This window comes from Ochrobactrum sp. EDr1-4 (assembly GCF_049199085.1).
In the GTDB taxonomy this organism is placed as follows: domain Bacteria; phylum Pseudomonadota; class Alphaproteobacteria; order Rhizobiales; family Rhizobiaceae; genus Brucella.
In genome coordinates this window covers 85481-105155 of sequence record NZ_JBLZOF010000012.1, presented here as the reverse complement: position 1 = coordinate 105155, position 19675 = coordinate 85481, and the positions used below count along the sequence as shown (strand labels likewise).

The following is a 19675-nucleotide window of genomic DNA, read 5'->3' as shown; positions in this document are numbered from 1 at the left end:
CCAGCGCGCTATTTTGCGGCGTTCATCCAGATCAATATGCGAATAGGTGCGGTCCATGACAGGTTCCTTGCATTCGATAACTCATTGTTATCATTTGCAAGTCGCACTTCAAACTAGAACCCACCCCGGCTACATAGGATAATCGCATAAGATAGGTTATGGAACTTAATTTGAGATTTTGGATCTACCTTAAGACAGCCACTGCTGATTATTGAACCATTCATCAAGCTGCAGTCGAGCATGCTCTTCCTTCAGGCCATAACGATCCTGAATTTTTACATTCAATGCGTCGCGGTCGCCACCAGCCTGCTCCAAGTCATCTTCTGTCAAATGGCCCCACCGCTCTTGAACTTTAAATTTCATACGATGCCAATCATCCTCAATATGTTTCCAGTCCATTCAAGACTCTCCAGATTAAATCGAGGTGGTGGTTAGTTGCGACTAGGATACTATTGTATGAATATACTATTGGACATCAGACGTGCCGAACAGCTTAAGCCGCGACCAAACGCCTGACTGCAAGTTCGGACTCATGCTCACGCGCTTTCGCCAATTCATAGCGTGCCTGCATGCGCATCAACGTTTCTGCTTTCACACCAAAGGCATTTTGGAAGCGAATAGCCATGTCTGCAGTTAAAGCATAGCGTCCGTTCAGAAGGCCACTAATAGCCTGCCTGCTAACACCAAAGGCTTCCGCTAGATCACCTATCTTAATTCCGTGACCTTCTACGATTTCAGATTTAAGCCATTCACCAGCATGAATTGCAAAAGAAGAATGAATTTTTATAGCCATCAGTGATAATCCTCCAGGTCCAAACCGATTCATTTCTCTTATGTCAGGCAAGCCCCTCTTTCGCAAAGCGGTCGTCGTGACATTTGATGAGACACGTTCTGTTATTGCGCTCTTTCTTTCGCAACTTTGTACACATCACCTTTATCGCGCTTACCAACCGCGATCACCAAAACCGTAACTTTCTCGTCATCCACTCTATAAACCAAGCGATATCCAAGCTGGCGAAGCTTAATTTTGTAGTGATCTTTCATGCCATGAAGGGCCGCACTTGGCATGCGCGGAGAGATAAGGCGTTCACGAAGCTTTTTCTTGAACTGTTCCTTGATGCTGGATCCGAGCTTATCCCACTCTTTGCGTGCCGATGGTATGATCTCGAGCTTAAAGGTCATCGAGATTTACCGGCGCACCTTTTTCCGTTACGCGCTGGATAACAATTTCTGAAAGGTACAAGTCGTCTAATCTCTCGAGCATTTCCTCGTAGATTTCTGCCGGGACCATATATGCCATGATCCGGTTATGGTTTAGCACAGCTACAGTCTCGCCCTGCGCCTGCTCCATCACGGCCGAGGGGCTTTTTTTGAGATCAGATACGCTTACAGCGACGTTCGCTTCCACACGCTGCATAATTAACTCCAGTGAAATAAATAACACTATTTTCAGTACCATATTCGATACGTAAATAATTTGCAATTATCAAAATATCGGTTGAACTTATCGTAAGGTCCCGCTGAAGACATAAGCCTTCAATCCAGGTTTCAACATATGGCAAAACCCCACTTTTTCCATATATTTTGATTGAATTGGCATAACGGAAATAATTTCGTCCGTCGTCAAGGTTATTGCGGTATTTGATGTCTATGAATGAGCAGGCCACGTCGTATAGAAATCACCGCTTTTCAATCTCAATCGTAGCGCGTGCAATCTGGCTATATTTTCACTTCAATCTCAGCCTGCGTGAAGTTGAAAAAATGATGCTTAAGCGCGGCGTTGATCAAGATGGATATGAACGCGATGAGATAGTTCAAGCCCGCCGCAACGCCAAGGCAGCCAAGCGTTTACTGGTTCGGTTTTTGAAGAAACAAGGTTGTGCACCTAAACGTATCGTCATCGATAAGCTGCGATTCTATAGCGCAGCCAGACGCCAAGTAATTCCTCAATTCGATCATCGCTCAAACAAAGGACTGAATCTAAGAAGTCTTTGTTCTGACTGGTGTATAGCCTCTCTTGAGTTTTTGACGATGCTATCGATCAAGAATTATATATGCATCTAGTGCGTTATCGAATGACTGGTACTTTGATTGCCCAACACTTCCAATTCGCCCCCAATTGCGTGATAGAATCCAGATACCAAAAAAATCGACCTGAATAGACAAGCCATAGAAACGAGCCATATTTTGAGATGGATAGCGGCGTTGCAGATCAATCTGCCATGAGTTTAGTGTGTTCATACGAAGGAATGTGATTCATCCCCTCGCTAATATCCAATGAATGTTTTGAATCAATTGAGCAAGATTGATTCAAATTAGTGGTGTATTTGGAGTTCCAACATGAGAAAATAATCTGATGATAAGAACACCAAATTCAACACACTCGCAATAACAGCTTGGTCTGATTGGCATCAATAAACGTCGCGCAGATAGCGCTTTTCACGACGCAGGCCAGCGACATAATCGGTGGCTTTATCTGCACTCATATTGCCATGTGTCGCGATGATTTCCGTCAGTGCCGTATCAACATCACGCGCCATACGGCTTGCATCACCACAGACATAGAAAGACGCCCCCTCCTCCAGCCATGAGAACAGCGCCTTGCCATTCTCTTTCATGCGGGTCTGGACATAGATTTTCGCGTCCTGATCGCGTGAAAAAGCCAGATCAAGCCGGGTCAGCAGACCGTCGCTGCTCATATCGCTCAGCTCATCCTCATAGATGAAATCATTGGCCCTGTGCTGATCGCCAAAGAATAGCCAGCTGCGGCCCTTTGCATCACGCGCGCGCCGCTCCTGCAAAAAGGCACGGAACGGCGCAATGCCGGTGCCCGGTCCAACCATAATCATCGGCGCGTCATTGTTCGATGGCACACGAAACGCCTTATTCTGTGACACGAAAACGCCAGCCGTGGCATCGCTTGCCATGCGATCGGCAAGATAGGTTGAGCAAACACCACCGCGATCGCGGCCATCGGCATGATAGCGCACGCTTGCCACCGTCAGATGCACATGCGTGCCTGCTGCATGCGGACTGGATGAAATGGAATAGGCACGGTGCTGCAATGGCTTCATCAAAGCGACAAGCTCGGCGGGCGATATTGCCACCCCCTGATTGAGCATCAGCAGATCGTAAATATCCTTGCCCCATAGATAGGCGTCGAGCGCCTCCTTATCGCCATTGCGCAGAACAAAGCTCAGCTCGTCATTGCCCGCACGGCGTTCAATTTCAGCAATGAGATCACGAGACGGCGTTGAAATTTCGAAGCTGCTCAACAAAGCCGCGCCAAGGGTCGTGTCGCCCAGCGGCGTCTCCGCATCGGCACCAAGACGTTTGATCAGCAGATCGACCAGCGCCGGATCATTGACCGGAACAACGCCCAGCGCGTCACCCGCTTCATAATTGAGCCCGCTATCTGCCAGATCAAATTCATAATGTCGGATTTCTTTCGACGAGGCAGAACCCGACAGAACCCGGTTGACCACAAGCCGCGAAGCATAAGGGTTCTTGCGGTTCCAGGTTGAAGCTGCACCGGGAGTGGCTGCCTCTGTTGCCGCTTGTGGTGCGGCTTGTGCTTGCTCGCCCGTTGAGGCCAGCGGCAGCGTTTCATTGAGCCAGCTTGCAGCTGCATCTTCAAAATCGATGTCGCAATCAAGCCGTGCGGCAAGACGCGTTGCACCAAGCTGCTCGAGACGCATATCGATCAGCTTGCCCGCCTGGCAGAACCCATCATAGCTGGTGTCGCCCAAGGCAAGCACGGCGAAATTGAGGTTCTCTAGACGCGGCGCATCTGACGATGACAAAGCATCCCAGAAAAGCTGCGCATTGTCCGGCATTTCACCCTCGCCATAAGTCGAGGTGATGATGACCGCACGTTTCACATCGGCAAGCTTCGCCATGTCCATATCATCAAGGCCGAGCACTTCAGGCGCAAAGCCGAGACCACGCGCCGCGGCGGCGGCGTCATTTGCCACCATTTCGGCATTGCCGGTCTGTGTGCCAAACAGGATATGCAGAGGCGTCACAGACTTTGCAGCCGATGATGTAGCAACTGCACTGGTCTCACCGGCAATTGCAAGGCGTGAATGCAGACCAGCCAGAAAGCCGGACAGCCATGCGCGCTGATCGGTGCTGAAGGGAGCATCTTCCGGGATATATGGGAGTTTCATGATCTGCCTCACACCTGCTTCTTTGCGACCGTCAGATTTTCCATCGATTGGCGGGCGAAAAGCTCCTCAAAGCTTGGGATGCGCCCGATCCTCTCGATGTTTTTCTGTGTCTGATGAATGATCCAGCCATAGGTGCCAAGACTATCAATGGAAAGCGTGTTGCGGCCTTGCAGCGCCTCCTTGTAATCGCGCAACCGCTTGGCTGCGACCATGACAGCGAGTGCTTCATCGTCATAATCGGCAACTGCTTCGCGCGAATAACGGCTCAGCCTGTGTAACAGCGAAAAGTCTTCGGTCAGCACCAGATTGCGCACGGCTTTATCGACCGCCGGATCAGATGGTCCGCTGGCATTTGGCACACGCGCCATGGCAACAGCCTGCGCCATGCTCAGCACCGTGTAATTGTTGAGAAGCGTGTACATTTCCTCAGTATCGGTTTCGCCATAACCAGGAACACGTCCGTTCAGAACCGCCTTGCGATTGCGATAGGCAAGCTTGAACTTACGGAGCTGATGCGCTGACAGGGCGGTTGCGAGTTCCTCAACCAGATCCTTGCGGCTCTTTGCTTTAAGGATCGCATCGCTATCCTGATAGAGCAGCAGCGCACGAGGCATGCCATAGACGAAATTGTGCTTCTCGCTTTCCCAGTTCTCAATCAGCCATTGCGCCTTTTGAGAACCTGTGGCTGCGACATGCCATTGCAGCATCTGATAAATGGCATCGGCGTGGAAGGCACATTGCGGATCACCTTCAACATCCAGACGTCCGATCAGGATCGAGTCATGGCTGATCTTAGCGCCCAGTTCGCCATAAGGGTCATATTGATAGGCAAAACCGCCGCTCATCCCGTTACCAAAACCCTTGCCGAAGCCGCCAAGATTAAGCACCGCGCCGTTGGTCATGTATTCGCAGCAGAAATCGCCAACCCCCTCGACCACAGCCAAAGAGCCGGAATTACGCACGGCAAAACGATCACCGGCCTGCCCTTCGACAAACAGCCTGCCACCAGTTGCGCCAAACAGCGCGAAGTTGCCAATCAGGACATTTCCCTCGGGCCCTTCCGAACCGCCACCCGGCGAACGAACAGCGATGGTGCCGCCGCCCGCACTCTTGCCCACGCCATCATTGCAGGTGCCAATATGGGTGAGCGCCATGCCGTCGTTACAGAAGGCACCAAAGGACTGCCCCGCAGAACCGGAGGTGAAAATTTTCACGCTCTCAGCATCAAGATAGCGTCGTCCGCGCTTATCGGTCAGAACCGCGGGCGCTTTGGCTGCCTGCTCGTCACTGATCTCATAATTGAGCATCCGCTCAATATCGACCGCAAGCTGGCCGCCAACACTCTTGTTGCGATTGTTGAGGAAACGATTGCCACCGAGCGTCACAGATGCACGCTCACCATCAATCAACGCATGACGCAGCAGCTCGATAAAGCCATCATCGACCGAGTAGTCCTTTTCCATATAGACCGGATCATCGATGCGAACTTCATGGACCACAGCAAGCATGGCGCGCAAATCAAGCTGGCCTACGCTCGACGGATGATCAAGCAAGTGCAGCAGATCGGACCGGCCACGCGCTTGTGCCAGCGATACCAGGCCAAGCTGCGCCAGAATTTCACGCGTTTCATGGGCGATGTTCATCAGATATTGCGCAAGCGCACGCGGATCGCCGCCAAAGACTTCCTGATTGGTGGTAAGGCCCGCCGGGCATTTGACGTTACAGTTCTTGGCCATGACGCATTTGAGCATCATCAGTGCCGTGGTGCCGAACTCGAAACTGTCACCGCCAAGCAGCGCCGACTTCACCACATCGCTGGCCGTCTGATGTGCGCCCGAGCAACGCAGCTTGACCTTCTGCCGCAGACCATTGGCGCAAAGCGCCTGATGCACTTCTGCAATGCCGATTTCCGCCGCACGACCGGTATATTTAAGGCTGGTCACGGCCGCAGCACCCGTGCCGCCGGTATTGCCAGCGACATTGATAACATCTGCGCCCGCTTTGGCGACGCCAACTGCGATGGTGCCAATGCCTTCCGATGATACAAGCTTGACGATGACGCGAACGCGCGCTGCCTTACAGTCATGGATCAGCTGCGCAAGATCTTCGATGGAATAAGTATCATGATGTGGGGGTGGCGACACCAGTTCGACGCCCGGAGTGCCGCCACGCGCTGCCGCGATTTCTACCGTCACTTTTTGGGCTGGAAGCTGACCGCCCTCGCCGGGCTTTGCCCCCTGCCCGATCTTGATTTCCAGCTCCTCCAGCATCGGATCGGCAAGATAGCCAGCCCAAATGCCAAAACGGCCCGAAGCAAACTGCTTGATGCGCGAGGCGCGGATCGTGCCATAGCGTGAAATATGTTCCCCGCCCTCGCCCGAATTCGACATGCCACCGACCATATTGGTGCCATGCGCAACCGCTTCATGGGCGTTGGAGACCAAAGCGCCATGGCTCATGGCACCCGATGTCAGAAGTGGCGTTATTTTGCAGGCCGCCTGCACGGCAGCAAGCCCGATGCTGTCGGGGGCTGAACGTATCAGACCAAGATAATCAAGCGCCTGCCCTGCCGCATGAACGATCAGCGCACCGCCTTCAAGCCAGTGACCGAGAATATCAGACTGAAAGCGCATCACCAGTGACTGACCAAGCGCCGCAAGTCGTGCAAGATCACCACCCAGAAGGCCCGTAAGCTTCAGCCGGAATTGATCATCGCCCAGGGTCTCACAGCTTAATCCACGCACCATGAAGCTGTTGTTGCCCTTGCGCGAAAAGCGACCCATTTCTTTTCGGAAATCTTCAGGCGCGGTCAAGAAGGTCACATCTGCCGGGAAGGACAGCACGTCGCGCAAAGCTGCCGGACGGCGTGCACGCTCTTCGCTCATCATGCGGATGAAGGACCGATAACCCGGCGTAATGCTGAAACGGTCAATCGCATCATTCGACAGCCGGTCATAACCACTGGCACGATAAGCCGTATCATTGATGCCGAATGCATCTTCCAGACGGCCGAGCGTAAGTAAGCGCAGGAAAGGATCTTCTTCGGCTACCGCACCATCAAAGCTGATCTTTTCTTCGGTCATATCAACGAAGCCGCGCACCGCCGTGGTACCGAACGAGTGTCCTGCGCCTTCTGCGCGTTCCTTGAAAAGACCAAGCAGTGGGATTTCATTTTCACTGCCGACCGTCAGTGCCTTGGCGTGCCAGTCGGCAACCGCCTGCGCAATGACCTTGAAATTCACGCCACCGACCGAGGTTTTCACATTGGGGAAATAACGGCGCAAAACCGGATCATTGGTATCGAGGAAATTCGGCTCGAAAAATTCGCCGCCAATATAGCTCTCCGCCGTGCACAGCCCGACCTTGCCCATGGTCTTCATCAGAGACTTTTCAGACGCCTTCGCAAAACGCTTGAAAGCCTTGTCGGCTTCCTCGCCGAATTTTTCTTCAGCGCGGAACTGCACGCCGAGCGGATAGACTGCCGCCGCACCAAAGCCCAGCACCGTCGCCACATGATGCGACGAGGCTACCTGGCCGCTTTCAACAATCAAAGACATGCGCAAGCGCAGACCTTCTTCAATCAGTTTCTGATTGATGGCCGACACCACAATAATCATCGGCAAAGCAGCGCGCTCGCGCGATACATGGCGGTCCGTCACCACCGCAATGCCACCCTCGCTGCTCGCAAAATTGGCAATAGCGGAGCAGAGATCGTCAATTGCCTTTTCCAGTGCCTGCGCATTGGCCGCCGCATCGTTGAGATCAGGCGTATAGAGCATTTCAAAACGCTTAAGCGGCGTTTCCTGCTGCTCGCGCAGCCGCAGCATGTCGAGATGCGTGAGGATCGGTGATTGCACGACAATCTGGCGCGCAGTCTTTGTCCCAAGATTTGGCTTTGCACCCAATGCAACACGGAGCGTCATACCATCAGCTTCGCGGATAGAATCGAGCGGAGGATTTGTCACCTGCGCGAAACGCTGTGAGAAATATTTCGCCACGCCGCCTTCCTGATCAGACAGCGCATTGATCGCATTGCCATAGCCCATGGCTGAAATCTTTTCGGCACCCGTGGCCAGCATAGGGTCCATCAGAAACTTGAAGCTTTCCTGATTGAGCGAATAGGCGACATAACGCTGAGACCGTTCAAGATCGCCATTATAGCGGAGCGGTGAGCCCTGTTTTTCAGCGGGAATTTCCGGCAGTTCTTCCAGCGTCACACGCGCATCACGCAGAAGCGCCTGATAGGGCCGCTGGGCGGCGAGCAGTTCCAGCGCTTCATTGGTGCCAAAGGCACGCTTTTCCGCATGATTATAATAAAGCATGCCGCCCGCTTCGATACGTCCGCGCCGAATGACGGTTTCCGGCGGAAAAGCAATCTGGCCCGCTTCCGACATGACGCAAAGATAATCACGCGTTTCGACGCTGCGGAGCGGACGCAGCCCGAGACGATCAAGACGTGCGCCTATAATGTCGCCATCGCCAAAGATCAGCGCTGCCGGGCCATCATTCTTCTCTTCCTGAAGCGAAAAGAATTCGAGCATCGCCAACACGCCTGCCGACAAGGTTTCGTCATTTTCCCATGCGGGCGGCATCATCGAAACAACAGCCGTGACCAGATCAAGCCCGTCTTCAACGACGCGCATCTGCAAGGTCTGGTCGAGACGGCAGCTGTCGGACTGGCCCTTCGGGCGAATGATGGATGCGTTCTTTGCCAGCGCAATCGCTGCTTCAGACAAGCGGTTCTTGCGGTCGGTGTTTAATTCGCCATTATGCGCCATAAAGCGGAACGGCTGTGCCATCGATGGATGGGGATCGGTATTGGTCGAAAACCGCGTATGGAAATAGATCGTGTGGATCGTGTGATCACTATCGACCAGATCACAGAAATAAGGAATGACCTCGTCAGAGTTAAGCCGTCCTTTGAACACTTGAGTGCGCGCACTCAGCGACAGCGGATAAAAGCCGGTAAACTCCGGGCGCGTATAAGCCTGCGCCTCAATGGTCAGCAGCGCTTTGTGAATGCGAAGTTCAAATTCAGCCTCGCTTGCCATCTCGTCATGGATAGAGAACACCCATTGGCGAATTGGAAGCTGATACTGCACTGCTTTCGGGCGGATGACATCATTGTTGACCGGCACATTACGCTTAAGAAAAAGCGTAATGCCCTGCTCAGTGAGAGCGGCTTCAATGATTGCTTCTGCCTCCGGATGCAGAGACGTATCTGCTGGCAGGAAGAAGTTGCCCACACCATAGCGGCGGTGCGCCAGATCATCCTTGCCTGTGAGCTTGCGAAAAAAGCCAAGCGACAGATCGACAGAAACACCCGCGCCATCACCAACGCCTTCCGACGACATACCACCGCGATGCGGTACTGCGCACAGCGCTTCATGGGCTTTGAGCAGCACATCATGCGTCTGCACGCTGTCTTTTCGCGTAATGAAACCTACACCACAACTGCTCCGGTCTTCGGACAGATCATAAAGGCTGAGATGCGGTTCCAACTGGTTCACAATGCTTTCTCCTGAAATTGGTCAGCATTGTTGTCCTAATTTAACATGATGCTTAGTGTCAAGTTTCAAAACGCAAGATTGTTATGATTTGTGCATTTATTTCGTTTGATAATGTTCAAACGATCCCATCTTTCAAAAGAAAATTATAAGCCTACGTTCCCGCCAATGCACCGCGGAGGCTTTTTGTTGAACAACAGGCCAGCCAGGACACGTACGCTTACATTCTATCAAATTGGCAGTAGATGTAGAAAATTTGGTCCAGCACAGAGCAATCAATTTCGATTGTCTGAGTTCGCGACGCAGATTGGGACCCACAAAAGAAAAGACTACCGCCCTCCCCCCAATTTATATCGAAACTGATCATTGGCGAGGCAGCGTTAAAGGAGACCTCGAAAACTAATCGAGGCCATATCTGGAGGAAAAGAAGCCCAACCCAATTGGGGTCATCGGCTCAATTTTTTAAAATGCTGTTTTATCGGACTAACCTTCATTACTGCCTTTTAGCTTCTCACTAAGCAGCAGCTTTAACCGCTTATTCTCAGCTTCAAGCGCATCGAGTTCCTGATCGGTAACAAGTGCATCGGCTACATTTTGCTTGGGCAAACGACTGGGCTTTTGAGTTGATGCGAGAGCGGGGGGAGCAACCACATTTTTTGTGGTTCGTTGCTTAACCGCCTGCTTCTTCGATTTGGTCTCTGGCGTTTGACTGGATTCTTGCTTGTTGACGGCCCTGAGAACCGCTTCGTCGTCTCCGACAGCTAAAGCTGCGTGCGTGTTCTCACGCGACACATCCAATTCTTCTGTCGTGTTTTGAGCGGAAGTCTCATCGCTGTTTGCGAGGACCTGGCGAACAGCGGTATCATCGTTGAGCAATTTGCGCGCACCGGATTTGGCTTTAGACTTACTTGCTACCACACTCTCAACGTTTGGAGGGACATCAAAACTATCGTCAGACTTCTTCGGTGAAACGGGTTTTGTAGCTATCGCGTCAATGCTTTCCGACGCGGGCTCAATCGGTTGGTCTCGCTTATTGTCTTTGCCAGGCGATGTAGGATCTTCATTCACGGCATGTTCAACGCTTACGGCGTCTTCAACCTCAGTGTCGTTATTGCGCAGTCTCCAGCTTTTCAACTTTGCAACGAGACGCTCACTTAAAGACTTCATGGTCAGATATCCTCGCTTTTAATAAGAGCGACCTTGAGTAAGGCTGACAGAGCTAAATCAAATTACGGCAACACCAACACTAAAGCGCATTTACGTTCGGATGGAACCCGCATTGATCTCCACCATGCCTGCGAAAAATAAATCAATCGACTCATTCTAAATCTTGCGCCTGGTCCGTATTTCCAGCCTTTTAAACATCGTCAAAAGGGCCTGATTTTCTTTTCGCAGCTTCGTACTCAATTCACGCTTGAGGTCAGTATTTTCCATCTCAAGATGAGACAACTCAGCGCGAATTTCGTCGTCGCTTGAGACGCGTTCGATAACTCGCTCGTTGGGTTGAGCTGCTTTCTTGTTGCGCGCTTGCGATGGTTTCTTTTCAACGACACCACGCGCTTCGGCTTTTTCAGAAGCGATCTGCACTGGTGGCGTTGGAACTGGAGTGGCTGTTATGGCGACAGTATCTACAACTGATATGTCATCTCTAATCGCAGCCTCTGCGATGTCTTCTTTAACGGATAGAATACGCGGTGGAGTTTTCGCTAGTTTGGACGTGGTCTCAACGTCATTTTTTTTCGATGACGGTTGCACTGCGTCACTCTCAGCAGGCGATGTGACAATAAGTGCATCTACCTCTTCTGCAATCGACTTCAAGTCAAGGTTGCCCCAAAGGGATGCGCTGTCCTTGCGACTACGCCTGTTCTTATATTCAACAACAACATTGCGGTTTGGAGTTTTCATCCGTAAACTGTTTTCCTAATGAAAAATTAGAGTAAGATAGGAGGAGCATTTTTAGGTGCTCTTTGTTAACTTGTATCAGATATTAATCCTATAATACAGGCTTTGATTGAAACTTAATATCAGCATTTGTTAGACCAATATAAATCATGATATCCTCTTCATATATTCAGATTCAAGACCGATAATCATCGAAAGCTAAATCAGGAGACACCTATCGTGGCAGATGAAAATACCTCAAATACAAATTCTACCGTAACAGAGACACCTGCAACTGTTAAGTCTGCTAAGCCGCGCAAAACGGCAGCGAAAGCAGCCCCTGTTGTAGAAGAAAAAACAACAGCTAAGCGTAAGAAATATACGCCAGAACAACGCGCCTCTATCATGTCGTCCATTGAAGCTGCGACAAAAAATGGCAAGCAGACACTTAAAGCTGCATTGCAGCAAGCTGAAGTGAGCGAGCAGACATACTATAATTGGAAAAATGCCGCTGAAAAAGTAGCTCCAACGTCTGCTCCAAAGTCCACTCCAAAGTCGGCTCCGAAGCCAGCTTCAAAGGCGGTGAAAACTGCATCGGGCGATGATCTCGCATCATTGGTCTCATTGGAAGCGGAAAACAACAAGTTGCGCAAAGAACTGGCTACCAAGCTCCGCGAAGAAAACGCCGAACTGCGGCGTCGTCTTGGCAAGCTCTGAGGCTGACGTTCTTAAGCGCAGTTTATAGACACTATATCTGATCTATCAAGCACCTTGCCTGTGTCTTCCTTTAAGACCCATGCGAGGTGTTTGAATATGGGGCTGAAAAAGCGATGATAGGCGCGAACATTTTAGCGCCGGGCGCTGTGCTCCTGAAACCTCTCCATACATTACAAGTATGCAACTGCATGCTCTTTTAGTTTGCACCCTGAAAATTTATCGTTCTTGAAGTATGGCTTATGCGCTGCAGAACGTCATTGAAATAGCAACAAAGAGATACACGACATAATAGATTGTCACGAAGCTCGGTCGGGTTGACGTGTTGAATGCGCGGGCAAGATCGATTGCTCAAACTGACCCTTTTGATAGGTGCTGCGGAAGCAATCTTACTGGTGGCGGTCCGGATACCGCGGATTGAAGGGCGATTGGGTTATGCGGCTGAAGCAACTGCGCGTAGCAAATGCCTGGCTTAGGGGGACTGTTTCTGACCTCACAATAGCAAGACGTTCCATGCGAAGGCCGCCACGGAAAACTTCTAAATCCCGTCCGTTGCCGCGCTCACGTGGTCCATGTGATTGATGAGTTCACGTGCGAGTGTATTGCAGCAGTTGGTGGCGAAATCGACTACATCATGCCGGGCAATCTCTAAGCAAGTGGTCATTGCGAGAGGTTAAATTCGAAACGTCATGACGAGCGGCTCCGGCAGGTCGCGCTGGCAATCCGTGAAGACTATACAATTATATGCATGATCCGCGCGAATGGTGGGTATAATACATTTTATTGTCTTTGAAACATTCGCGGATATGGATGAGTAAAATAAAAGGATTCCAATATCGGCGAATATCAAAAAAATCTCTTTCTTGATTTTACATATTGCAGTATATTTTTATATAAATTTGTATTAATTATTATTAATATTTTAAAATTATCGAAGATTGGTAAATTATTTCAATTTGTTATGAGTAATAATTTTTACGTTTCACCAATAAATTGAATTACAATTTCTGAACTTAATTTATCACTATAAATATGGTCAATCATCTTTCCTTATAAGCAGGGTGATTGCATGACTTCCGAAAATAAGAAATCTTATCTGTCTCGGCGTGCTTTTCTGGGGGCATCCGCAGTTGGTGTTGGTGTGGCAGCCATTGGTGGCTCCGATGGCTTTGTGCGCAAGGCATTCGCACAGAGCACCTCATCTTCTCCGAGAGTGATCAAGCTGGCCTGGGGGCAGACGGCTGTGTGTCAGTCGCCAATTTCGGTCGCGCTCAAGAAAGGTCTGTTTGAGAAATATGGCCTGACTGTCGAGCCGGTTAATTTCTCCGGTCCAACCGATCAGCTGCTACAGGCTATTGCCACTGGCAAGGCAGATGGCGGTATTGGCATGGCACTGCGCTGGCTCAAACCTCTGGAACAAGGGTTTGACGTATCGCTGACGGTCGGAACGCATGGCGGCTGTATGCGCCTTCTGGCAGCGCCAGATACAGGTATCAATTCGATTGCTGATCTGAAGGGCAAGAAGGTCGCTGTCAGCGACCAGGCCAGCCCGATCCGCAACTTCTTCGCCATTCAGGCGGCCAAGCAGGGTATCAACCCGGATACCGAAATCGAATGGCTGCAATATCCGGCTGATCTTTTTGCGGAAGCCTTGAAGAAGGGCGAAGTGCAGGCCGTGGCTGGCGATGATCCGCACGCCTTCCTCCAACGCGAGCGTGATGGCCTCAAGGAAGTCGCGACCAATCTTGATGGGCAGTATGTCAATTCTGCCTGCTGTGTGCTGGGTCTTCGCGGAAGTCTGGTTCGTGATGAGCCGGAAGTGGCGGGCGCCCTGTCGCGTGCAATCGTAGAAGCACAGGCTTGGACTGCAGCGCATCCAGATGAAAGCGCCGAAATCTTTGCGCCTTTCGTTCCGGGCAATGTCTCTGCAACGGACGTGGCGCGTATCCTGCGCAGCCACACGCACGACCATCATTCGACGGGTGATGCCTTACGCAACGATGTCGCTTTGTTCGTGGATGAGCTCAAGATCATCAATGTCATCCGGCCAAATACCAATACGGATGCATTTGCCGAAAAGATCGTCGCCAATGTCATCACCTGACACAGTCTATATCTCGTCCAAGGAGGACGCGCGGGAGGCTCTGCCCTCCGCGCTTCGCCGTTCGCTATGGCCGTTTGTGGCGGTGGTCGCCTGGGCTATCGTTAGTGCGATTTCCGTCTTCCTTCCAAATGTGGTGGTCGGCTTTGCCGAGCCACTTTATGTTCGTGAAACCAATGGCTTGTTCATCGGCTGGACGATCCTTCTGGCAGTCGCTGCAGCATTGGTTGCGGTCTATCCGGCAATTGGCAAAAGGCTTATTTACTGGTCGCCATGGCTGACGGCTTTGGCGATATTTTTTGGTGTTTGGGAATTGCTTACGGCCAAGTTCGCATGGCTCCCTGTGCCGTTTTTTCAACCACCTTCGTCTCTGCTCGAAGTCTATCTTGATGATTGGCCGCGTCTGCTCGACAGCCTCTATAACTCGTTCAAGTTGCTGGCTTCGGGTTTTGTGCTTGGTGCGATTGCGGGCTTTCTGACTGGTGTTTCCATCGGCTGGGTACAGGCAATCGGCTATTGGGTTCATCCGGTTTTGCGGTTTCTCGGGCCAATTCCTTCGACTGCACTGTTACCAATGGCATTCTATTTCTTCCCGTCAGGCTTTTCAGCAGCAGTCTTTCTCATCGCGCTTGCAACATGGTTCCCTCTGACAGTTCTGACATGGTCGGGCGTGGCGAGTGTCGATAAAGCTTACTACGATGTTGCCCGCACTTTGGGCGCCAGTCAGTTGTTCCTGATCCTGCGCGTCGCAATTCCCGCAGCGTTACCGCATGTTTTTGTCGGTCTTTTCATGGGGTTGGGTGCATCTTTCTCGGTGCTGGTCGCCGCCGAAATGATGGGCGTCAAGTCCGGTCTCGGCTGGTATCTGCAATGGGCGCAAGGCTGGGCGGCCTACAACAATCTCTATGGCGCGCTCATCATCATGGCGATTGTATTTTCCGGTCTGATTACGCTGCTCTTTACGGTGCGTGATCGCGTTCTGACCTGGCAGAAGGGGGATGTGAAATGGTGAATGCTGCCCTCAAACAAACGCCTGCCGCCACCGCTGATAAAAGCCGTGGCTTCCATATTCAGGTTGAGAATGTAAGCCATCGCTTTGGCCTTGAAGGCAAGTCGCTGCCGGTTCTCAACCACATTGAGCTTGATGTGCAACCGGGTGAATTTGTTGCCATTCTGGGTCCATCGGGGTGCGGCAAGAGTACGCTTTTGCGGCTCGCTGCCGGGCTGGAGCCGCCAAGTGAAGGGCGAATTCTGGCCGATGGTGAGGAAATCCTCGGTCCTAATCCGTCGCGCGTGGTGGTCTTCCAAGACCCCACACTTTATCCATGGCGCACGGTTCGGGACAATGTGGCTTTGGGGCTTCAGGCGCGTGGCGTGCTTAAAACTCAGGGACACCGCATCGATGAAGCAATTGAGCTGGTGGGATTGTCGGCTTTTGCCAATGCCTATCCGCGCCAGCTTTCGGGCGGCATGGCGCAGCGTGCAGCCTTGGCGCGTGCGCTCGTCAATGACCCTAAATTGCTCATTCTGGACGAGCCATTGGGGAAACTCGATTCCCTGACGCGGCTTGCCATGCAGGCTGAGCTTCTGGATCTCTGGCAACGCAACGGCTTTACCACATTGCTCGTCACGCATGATGTCGAGGAAGCGATTTTCCTTGCGCAGCGAGTCATCATCTTTGGCAACCGTCCGGCAAGCATAGAAGCCGAACTTAAAGTGGATCTAAGCTATCCGCGCCATCGCGGCGATCCGCGATTGGCGGAACTGCGCAGGCAGGCACTTGCGCATCTGGGACTTGATGCCGACTGGTAAAATCAGGAAAGAAAAATGTTCAAAAAAGCAATTCTCACAACGGCCCTTTTATTGGGCTCGATGACGCAACTTTATGCGCATGCGCATCTCGCACAATCCGAGCCAGCCGAGGACGCTGTGCTCAATAAAACGCCTGCCATTGTTTCCATCGAATATACCGAAGCGCTGGAACTCGGCCTTAGCAAACTCGTCCTCAAGGATGAGAGCGGGGCGACTATCGAGGCCAGTAAGCCTGAACATATTGACGGCAATACCAAGACGCTTTCGGTCACACCGCCAGCCTTGAAGCCGGGTACTTATACGGTCGAGTGGGGTGCTGCGTCAGTCGATACGCACCGCACCGAAGGCGCGTTCAAATTCAAGATTGCTAATTAAGGTTGCCGGGCGCAATGACTGGAATTGATATCGTCATTGCGCTCGTGCGATGCCTTAATCTTGCGGGCCTCGCACTGCTCGCAGGCGCGCTATTTTTTCGAATTTTTCTTGTTTCAAGCGAAATAAGTGACGGCAAACCTACGTCTTTTGTGAGAATCTGGTATCAACTTTGCAGCTATTCCGTGGCAATCAGTGCCTTTGGACTGGTTCTATGGGTTCCACTTCAGTTCTCACTGCTGTCTGGTGCGAACAGTTTTTCTGATGCATTGGCTTTTCTCCCAAGCGGACTTTTCGGCACAGCGTTTGGCATTGCATCGTGCTTGCGTGCATTGGCAATCTTGCTTGCTGCATTGCTTCTGCCGCACGCGATAAAGTCTCAAGCCATCCGTATCCTTCTGTTTTTGATCACTGTTTTCGCGCTTGGTCTTCAGATGCGCATGGGGCACGCGGCAGCAGCTGATACAATCTGGTTGCCACTGGCGGTTTTTGCCCATGTGATTGCGGGTGCTCTATGGTTTGGTTCACTGCCTCCACTCTATCTTCTTTTACGTGCTTCGCGGGATGAGGGTTTGCAGGCAGCGCAGCGCTTTTCGCTAAATGGCATTATTTTTGTTACCATTCTTGTTATTGGTGCCGTAATTGCAGGATGGCTTTTGACTGGTGGTCTGCCGGGGCTGGTTGGTACCACTTACGGCAGGATCATGATCGTGAAGATCGCGCTTCTGGTAGCCATGCTGACACTTGCAGCACTTAATCGTTTCTGGCTGAGCCGTGCTGGCCGCAGCGGGCGTGGACTTGGCTATGCGCTCATCTTTGAGGGAACAATTGGTCTTGTAGTGTTTCTCGCGGCATCACTTCTCGCGACACAACCGCCCGGCGTACATGAAAACATCATGTGGCCTTTCGCCTATCGTTTGCGCGACAATATTCTGGCTGATGCGTTTCTCGTCGATGCTGCATGGCGGAGTTTCAAGCCACTTCTGCTGGCATTTCTGATCGGTATTGGGTGCCTTTTTCTGTCTAAATGGCGATGGCAGGCTATTGTTATCGTGGCAATTATCGGGTTCGCGTTGTTTCAGCCACCACGCATCGGATTGTTTGTTCAGGATGCTAATGAAGCAAGCTTTTTGCGCTCGTCCACATCCTACACGTCCATCGCAATTGCGCGGGGTGCTACGGCTTTCGGAGGCAATTGTGCATCCTGTCATGGCAATGACGGGCGCGGGCGCGGTGAACAGGCAACAGGCGATCCGGTATGGCCACCCGATCTGACAGCACCCTTGTTTGCGGATCGCAGTGACGGCGAAATCTTCCGGACGATCATGCATGGCAGAAAGTTGCAAGACGGTCGGCAATCCATGCCCGGTTTTGAAACGGTGTTGGATGCGAAAGCCGCGTGGTCGCTAGTGGATTATATCCGAACGATTGCGTCTGCCCGAACGACCAGTCTGCCCGCGCCTGATGGTGCGGTTTACCCGGCTGCCAGCCCGCGGATTACGATCTATTGCGGGGCTAGTCGGCGTGAGGTCGGTCGACAATCCGACAATTTCTGGCTCTTTCATCTTCAGGGTGAAGAGCTGGAAGCCTTTGCTGTTGATAGCAATGGCATCCCGGCACAATGCGATGTTTCCGACCAGACTGCGGCTGTGGCTATGCAGCTTCTGACACCAACTGCCGATGGGACAAGCTTTCTCGTAGATCAGAATGGCTGGATACGTTTTCGGTGGTCAGGGCATGAGAAGTTGGAACCTTTAATCCTTAAGACAGCAATCAGCAAGGCTCGTGCAAATCCCGTCAGTCTATCGAATAGGGGACATCATTCATGATGCTCCGGGTAGTGTTGCTACGCGAATATAAATGCAAAGAGGCCTCCTGCAGTGGATAGCAAATCTATGTGAGGGGCGAACTAAGTGAATAATTTTCTTAATAAAATTTAGCGGCTGGTGAAAATGAGACGTTGAATTTTGATACCTGTTGGCAAAAGGGAGTGGAACATGGGTAACATACGCAATGGTTTTTCGGAGCTTGTCGGCAATACGCCTCTGGTTGCTTTCTCACGCCTTCAGAAGAGCAATGACGTTTCTGTGCGTCTTCTCGCAAAAATAGAGTATCTCAATCCGGCTGGCAGCATCAAAGACCGTACAGCATGGGGGATTATTCGGGATGCCGAGCGTGCAGGTAAGATTAAGCCAGGGGATCTTCTGGTAGATCTGACGAGCGGAAATACCGGCATTGGTATTGCGGCTGTTGCTGCCGCAAAGGGCTATCGAACGAAGTTTTACCTGCGTGATACAATCAGCGAAGACAAAATCAATATCCTGCGTCAGTTCGGGTCAGAAATCGTGCTGATTGATAATGATGAGTTGCTGGAAATAGGGGCGTTGCAAAAGGTGCTCGATCGTATTCGCAGCGAAAATCCGGGCGCTTATTATACGGGTCAGCGGTCCAATCCTGCAAATCCGGCAATTCATTTTGAAACGACCGGCCCGGAAATCTGGCGCGACACGGATGGCGAGGTCGATATTCTGGTCAGTACCGTAGGCACTGGCGGGACCATCTCAGGGGCGGGAAAATATTTGAAAGAAAAGAAGCCCTCCGTTCGCGTTGTTCTGGTGGAGCCGACGGCAGATTCTGTGCCTTCTGCCGATAATCCGAAAGCCGAAACCATTGAAGGCGTTCATAAAGTCACAGAAGTTGATGAGACGATTTTGCCAGAGAACTACGACAGGGCCATTGTAGATGAAATCGTTGCCGTGACGACAGAGCAGGCTCGACGTTCCGCATTGTCAGTTGCACGCGAAGAGGGGTTTTTGGTCGGAACGTCTTCTGGTGCGGTGATTGCAGCAGCTCTTCAAATTGCAAAACGCCCGGAGAATGCAGGTAAGACCATCGTTGCCGTTCTGCCTGATAGCGGAGAGCGCTACTTGTCATTGTTTCAGGAGCCGGTGATAACCGATTAGTAAAAACATCTACGATTTATAAATTGAATAATTATTGCGATATATACATATGCTAACGTAATATATTTTAACCATAATTGTCAGATTAAAGGTAAATATTACTATAGTATCGTCAATTATATCAATATTGATTATTTTTATATGAAATATTATTTG

At 51.3% G+C, this 19675-nt stretch carries 16 protein-coding genes and 1 pseudogene; 8 read left to right on the top strand and 9 right to left on the bottom strand.

The window, feature by feature from the left end:
• Window positions 1-189: 189 nt before the first annotated feature.
• The 4 genes from ACOZHT_RS22450 to ACOZHT_RS22435 all read right to left on the bottom strand — a co-directional run bounded on the left by ACOZHT_RS22450 (window position 190) and on the right by ACOZHT_RS22435 (window position 1417).
• Complete coding sequence (locus ACOZHT_RS22450) at window positions 190-399, bottom strand: CsbD family protein (protein ID WP_339513972.1); 210 nt, start codon at window positions 397-399, stop codon at window positions 190-192.
• Between the two features lie 94 nt (window positions 400-493).
• Window positions 494-793, bottom strand: coding sequence for a HigA family addiction module antitoxin (locus ACOZHT_RS22445; protein ID WP_421566660.1), 300 nt, complete (start codon window positions 791-793; stop codon window positions 494-496).
• Between the two features lie 101 nt (window positions 794-894).
• Window positions 895-1182 (bottom strand): type II toxin-antitoxin system RelE/ParE family toxin, encoded by a 288-nt coding sequence (locus tag ACOZHT_RS22440; protein ID WP_339513976.1) that lies wholly within the window; start codon window positions 1180-1182, stop codon window positions 895-897.
• Window positions 1172-1417 carry a type II toxin-antitoxin system Phd/YefM family antitoxin gene (locus ACOZHT_RS22435; RefSeq protein ID WP_339513978.1) on the bottom strand — a complete coding sequence of 82 codons (246 nt, stop codon included), beginning with the start codon at window positions 1415-1417 and terminating at the stop codon, window positions 1172-1174. The genes ACOZHT_RS22440 and ACOZHT_RS22435 overlap by 11 nt, the downstream gene beginning before the upstream one ends.
• 233 nt (window positions 1418-1650) lie before the next feature.
• On the opposite strand from ACOZHT_RS22435, the pseudogene ACOZHT_RS22430 reads away from it, so the two are divergent.
• Window positions 1651-1989, top strand: a pseudogene (locus ACOZHT_RS22430) (DDE-type integrase/transposase/recombinase); the annotation flags it as partial.
• Between the two features lie 45 nt (window positions 1990-2034).
• Here the strand turns inward: ACOZHT_RS22430 and ACOZHT_RS22425 are convergent.
• From ACOZHT_RS22425 to ACOZHT_RS22405, 5 genes are all read right to left on the bottom strand, one after another.
• A complete protein-coding gene (locus tag ACOZHT_RS22425; RefSeq protein WP_421566665.1) occupies window positions 2035-2184 on the bottom strand; it encodes a WGR domain-containing protein in 150 nt (49 codons plus the stop codon).
• 227 nt (window positions 2185-2411) lie between these two features.
• Window positions 2412-4172 (bottom strand): sulfite reductase subunit alpha, encoded by a 1761-nt coding sequence (locus ACOZHT_RS22420; protein ID WP_421566664.1) that lies wholly within the window; start codon window positions 4170-4172, stop codon window positions 2412-2414.
• A 5-nt stretch (window positions 4173-4177) separates the two neighbouring features.
• Window positions 4178-9679, bottom strand: coding sequence for a glutamate synthase-related protein (locus ACOZHT_RS22415; protein ID WP_421566659.1), 5502 nt, complete (start codon window positions 9677-9679; stop codon window positions 4178-4180).
• Between the two features lie 480 nt (window positions 9680-10159).
• Window positions 10160-10843, bottom strand: a complete 684-nt coding sequence (locus ACOZHT_RS22410; protein WP_421566658.1) for a hypothetical protein — start codon at window positions 10841-10843, stop codon at window positions 10160-10162.
• 156 nt (window positions 10844-10999) lie between these two features.
• Complete coding sequence (locus ACOZHT_RS22405; RefSeq protein ID WP_421566657.1) at window positions 11000-11581, bottom strand: hypothetical protein; 582 nt, start codon at window positions 11579-11581, stop codon at window positions 11000-11002.
• 216 nt (window positions 11582-11797) lie between these two features.
• Between ACOZHT_RS22405 and ACOZHT_RS22400 the strand changes: the two genes are divergently transcribed.
• From ACOZHT_RS22400 to ACOZHT_RS22370, 7 genes are all read left to right on the top strand, one after another.
• Window positions 11798-12274: a transposase gene (locus tag ACOZHT_RS22400; RefSeq protein WP_421566656.1), complete on the top strand. Its 477-nt coding sequence runs from the start codon at window positions 11798-11800 to the stop codon at window positions 12272-12274.
• A 1066-nt stretch (window positions 12275-13340) separates the two neighbouring features.
• On the top strand, window positions 13341-14375 hold the full coding sequence (locus tag ACOZHT_RS22395; RefSeq protein WP_421566655.1) for an ABC transporter substrate-binding protein: 1035 nt from the start codon (window positions 13341-13343) through the stop codon (window positions 14373-14375).
• Window positions 14362-15384 carry an ABC transporter permease gene (locus ACOZHT_RS22390; RefSeq protein ID WP_421566654.1) on the top strand — a complete coding sequence of 341 codons (1023 nt, stop codon included), beginning with the start codon at window positions 14362-14364 and terminating at the stop codon, window positions 15382-15384. Before ACOZHT_RS22395 ends, ACOZHT_RS22390 begins: the two co-directional genes overlap by 14 nt.
• Complete coding sequence (locus ACOZHT_RS22385) at window positions 15378-16184, top strand: ABC transporter ATP-binding protein (protein ID WP_421566653.1); 807 nt, start codon at window positions 15378-15380, stop codon at window positions 16182-16184. Before ACOZHT_RS22390 ends, ACOZHT_RS22385 begins: the two co-directional genes overlap by 7 nt.
• A 15-nt stretch (window positions 16185-16199) precedes the next feature.
• Window positions 16200-16559 carry a copper resistance CopC family protein gene (locus ACOZHT_RS22380; protein ID WP_421566652.1) on the top strand — a complete coding sequence of 120 codons (360 nt, stop codon included), beginning with the start codon at window positions 16200-16202 and terminating at the stop codon, window positions 16557-16559.
• A gap of 14 nt (window positions 16560-16573) precedes the next feature.
• A complete protein-coding gene (locus ACOZHT_RS22375; RefSeq protein WP_421566651.1) occupies window positions 16574-18385 on the top strand; it encodes a CopD family protein in 1812 nt (603 codons plus the stop codon).
• A 168-nt stretch (window positions 18386-18553) separates the two neighbouring features.
• The gene (locus ACOZHT_RS22370) at window positions 18554-19519 is read left to right on the top strand and encodes a PLP-dependent cysteine synthase family protein (protein ID WP_421566650.1); all 966 of its coding nucleotides are present in this window, start codon (window positions 18554-18556) and stop codon (window positions 19517-19519) included.
• Window positions 19520-19675: the final 156 nt, after the last annotated feature.

What these genes read in the sequence shown, in the direction of transcription:
- ACOZHT_RS22385 (WP_421566653.1), top strand. Translation starts at nt 15,378, where the DNA reads ATGGTGAATGCTGCCCTCAAACAAACGCCTGCCGCCACCGCTGATAAA.
- ACOZHT_RS22405 (WP_421566657.1), bottom strand. Translation starts at nt 11,581, where the DNA reads ATGAAAACTCCAAACCGCAATGTTGTTGTTGAATATAAGAACAGGCGT.
- ACOZHT_RS22375 (WP_421566651.1), top strand. Translation starts at nt 16,574, where the DNA reads ATGACTGGAATTGATATCGTCATTGCGCTCGTGCGATGCCTTAATCTT.
- ACOZHT_RS22440 (WP_339513976.1), bottom strand. Translation starts at nt 1,182, where the DNA reads ATGACCTTTAAGCTCGAGATCATACCATCGGCACGCAAAGAGTGGGAT.
- ACOZHT_RS22370 (WP_421566650.1), top strand. Translation starts at nt 18,554, where the DNA reads ATGGGTAACATACGCAATGGTTTTTCGGAGCTTGTCGGCAATACGCCT.
- ACOZHT_RS22380 (WP_421566652.1), top strand. Translation starts at nt 16,200, where the DNA reads ATGTTCAAAAAAGCAATTCTCACAACGGCCCTTTTATTGGGCTCGATG.
- ACOZHT_RS22390 (WP_421566654.1), top strand. Translation starts at nt 14,362, where the DNA reads ATGTCATCACCTGACACAGTCTATATCTCGTCCAAGGAGGACGCGCGG.
- ACOZHT_RS22445 (WP_421566660.1), bottom strand. Translation starts at nt 793, where the DNA reads ATGGCTATAAAAATTCATTCTTCTTTTGCAATTCATGCTGGTGAATGG.
- ACOZHT_RS22450 (WP_339513972.1), bottom strand. Translation starts at nt 399, where the DNA reads ATGGACTGGAAACATATTGAGGATGATTGGCATCGTATGAAATTTAAA.
- ACOZHT_RS22425 (WP_421566665.1), bottom strand. Translation starts at nt 2,184, where the DNA reads ATGGCTCGTTTCTATGGCTTGTCTATTCAGGTCGATTTTTTTGGTATC.
- ACOZHT_RS22435 (WP_339513978.1), bottom strand. Translation starts at nt 1,417, where the DNA reads ATGCAGCGTGTGGAAGCGAACGTCGCTGTAAGCGTATCTGATCTCAAA.
- ACOZHT_RS22410 (WP_421566658.1), bottom strand. Translation starts at nt 10,843, where the DNA reads ATGAAGTCTTTAAGTGAGCGTCTCGTTGCAAAGTTGAAAAGCTGGAGA.
- ACOZHT_RS22395 (WP_421566655.1), top strand. Translation starts at nt 13,341, where the DNA reads ATGACTTCCGAAAATAAGAAATCTTATCTGTCTCGGCGTGCTTTTCTG.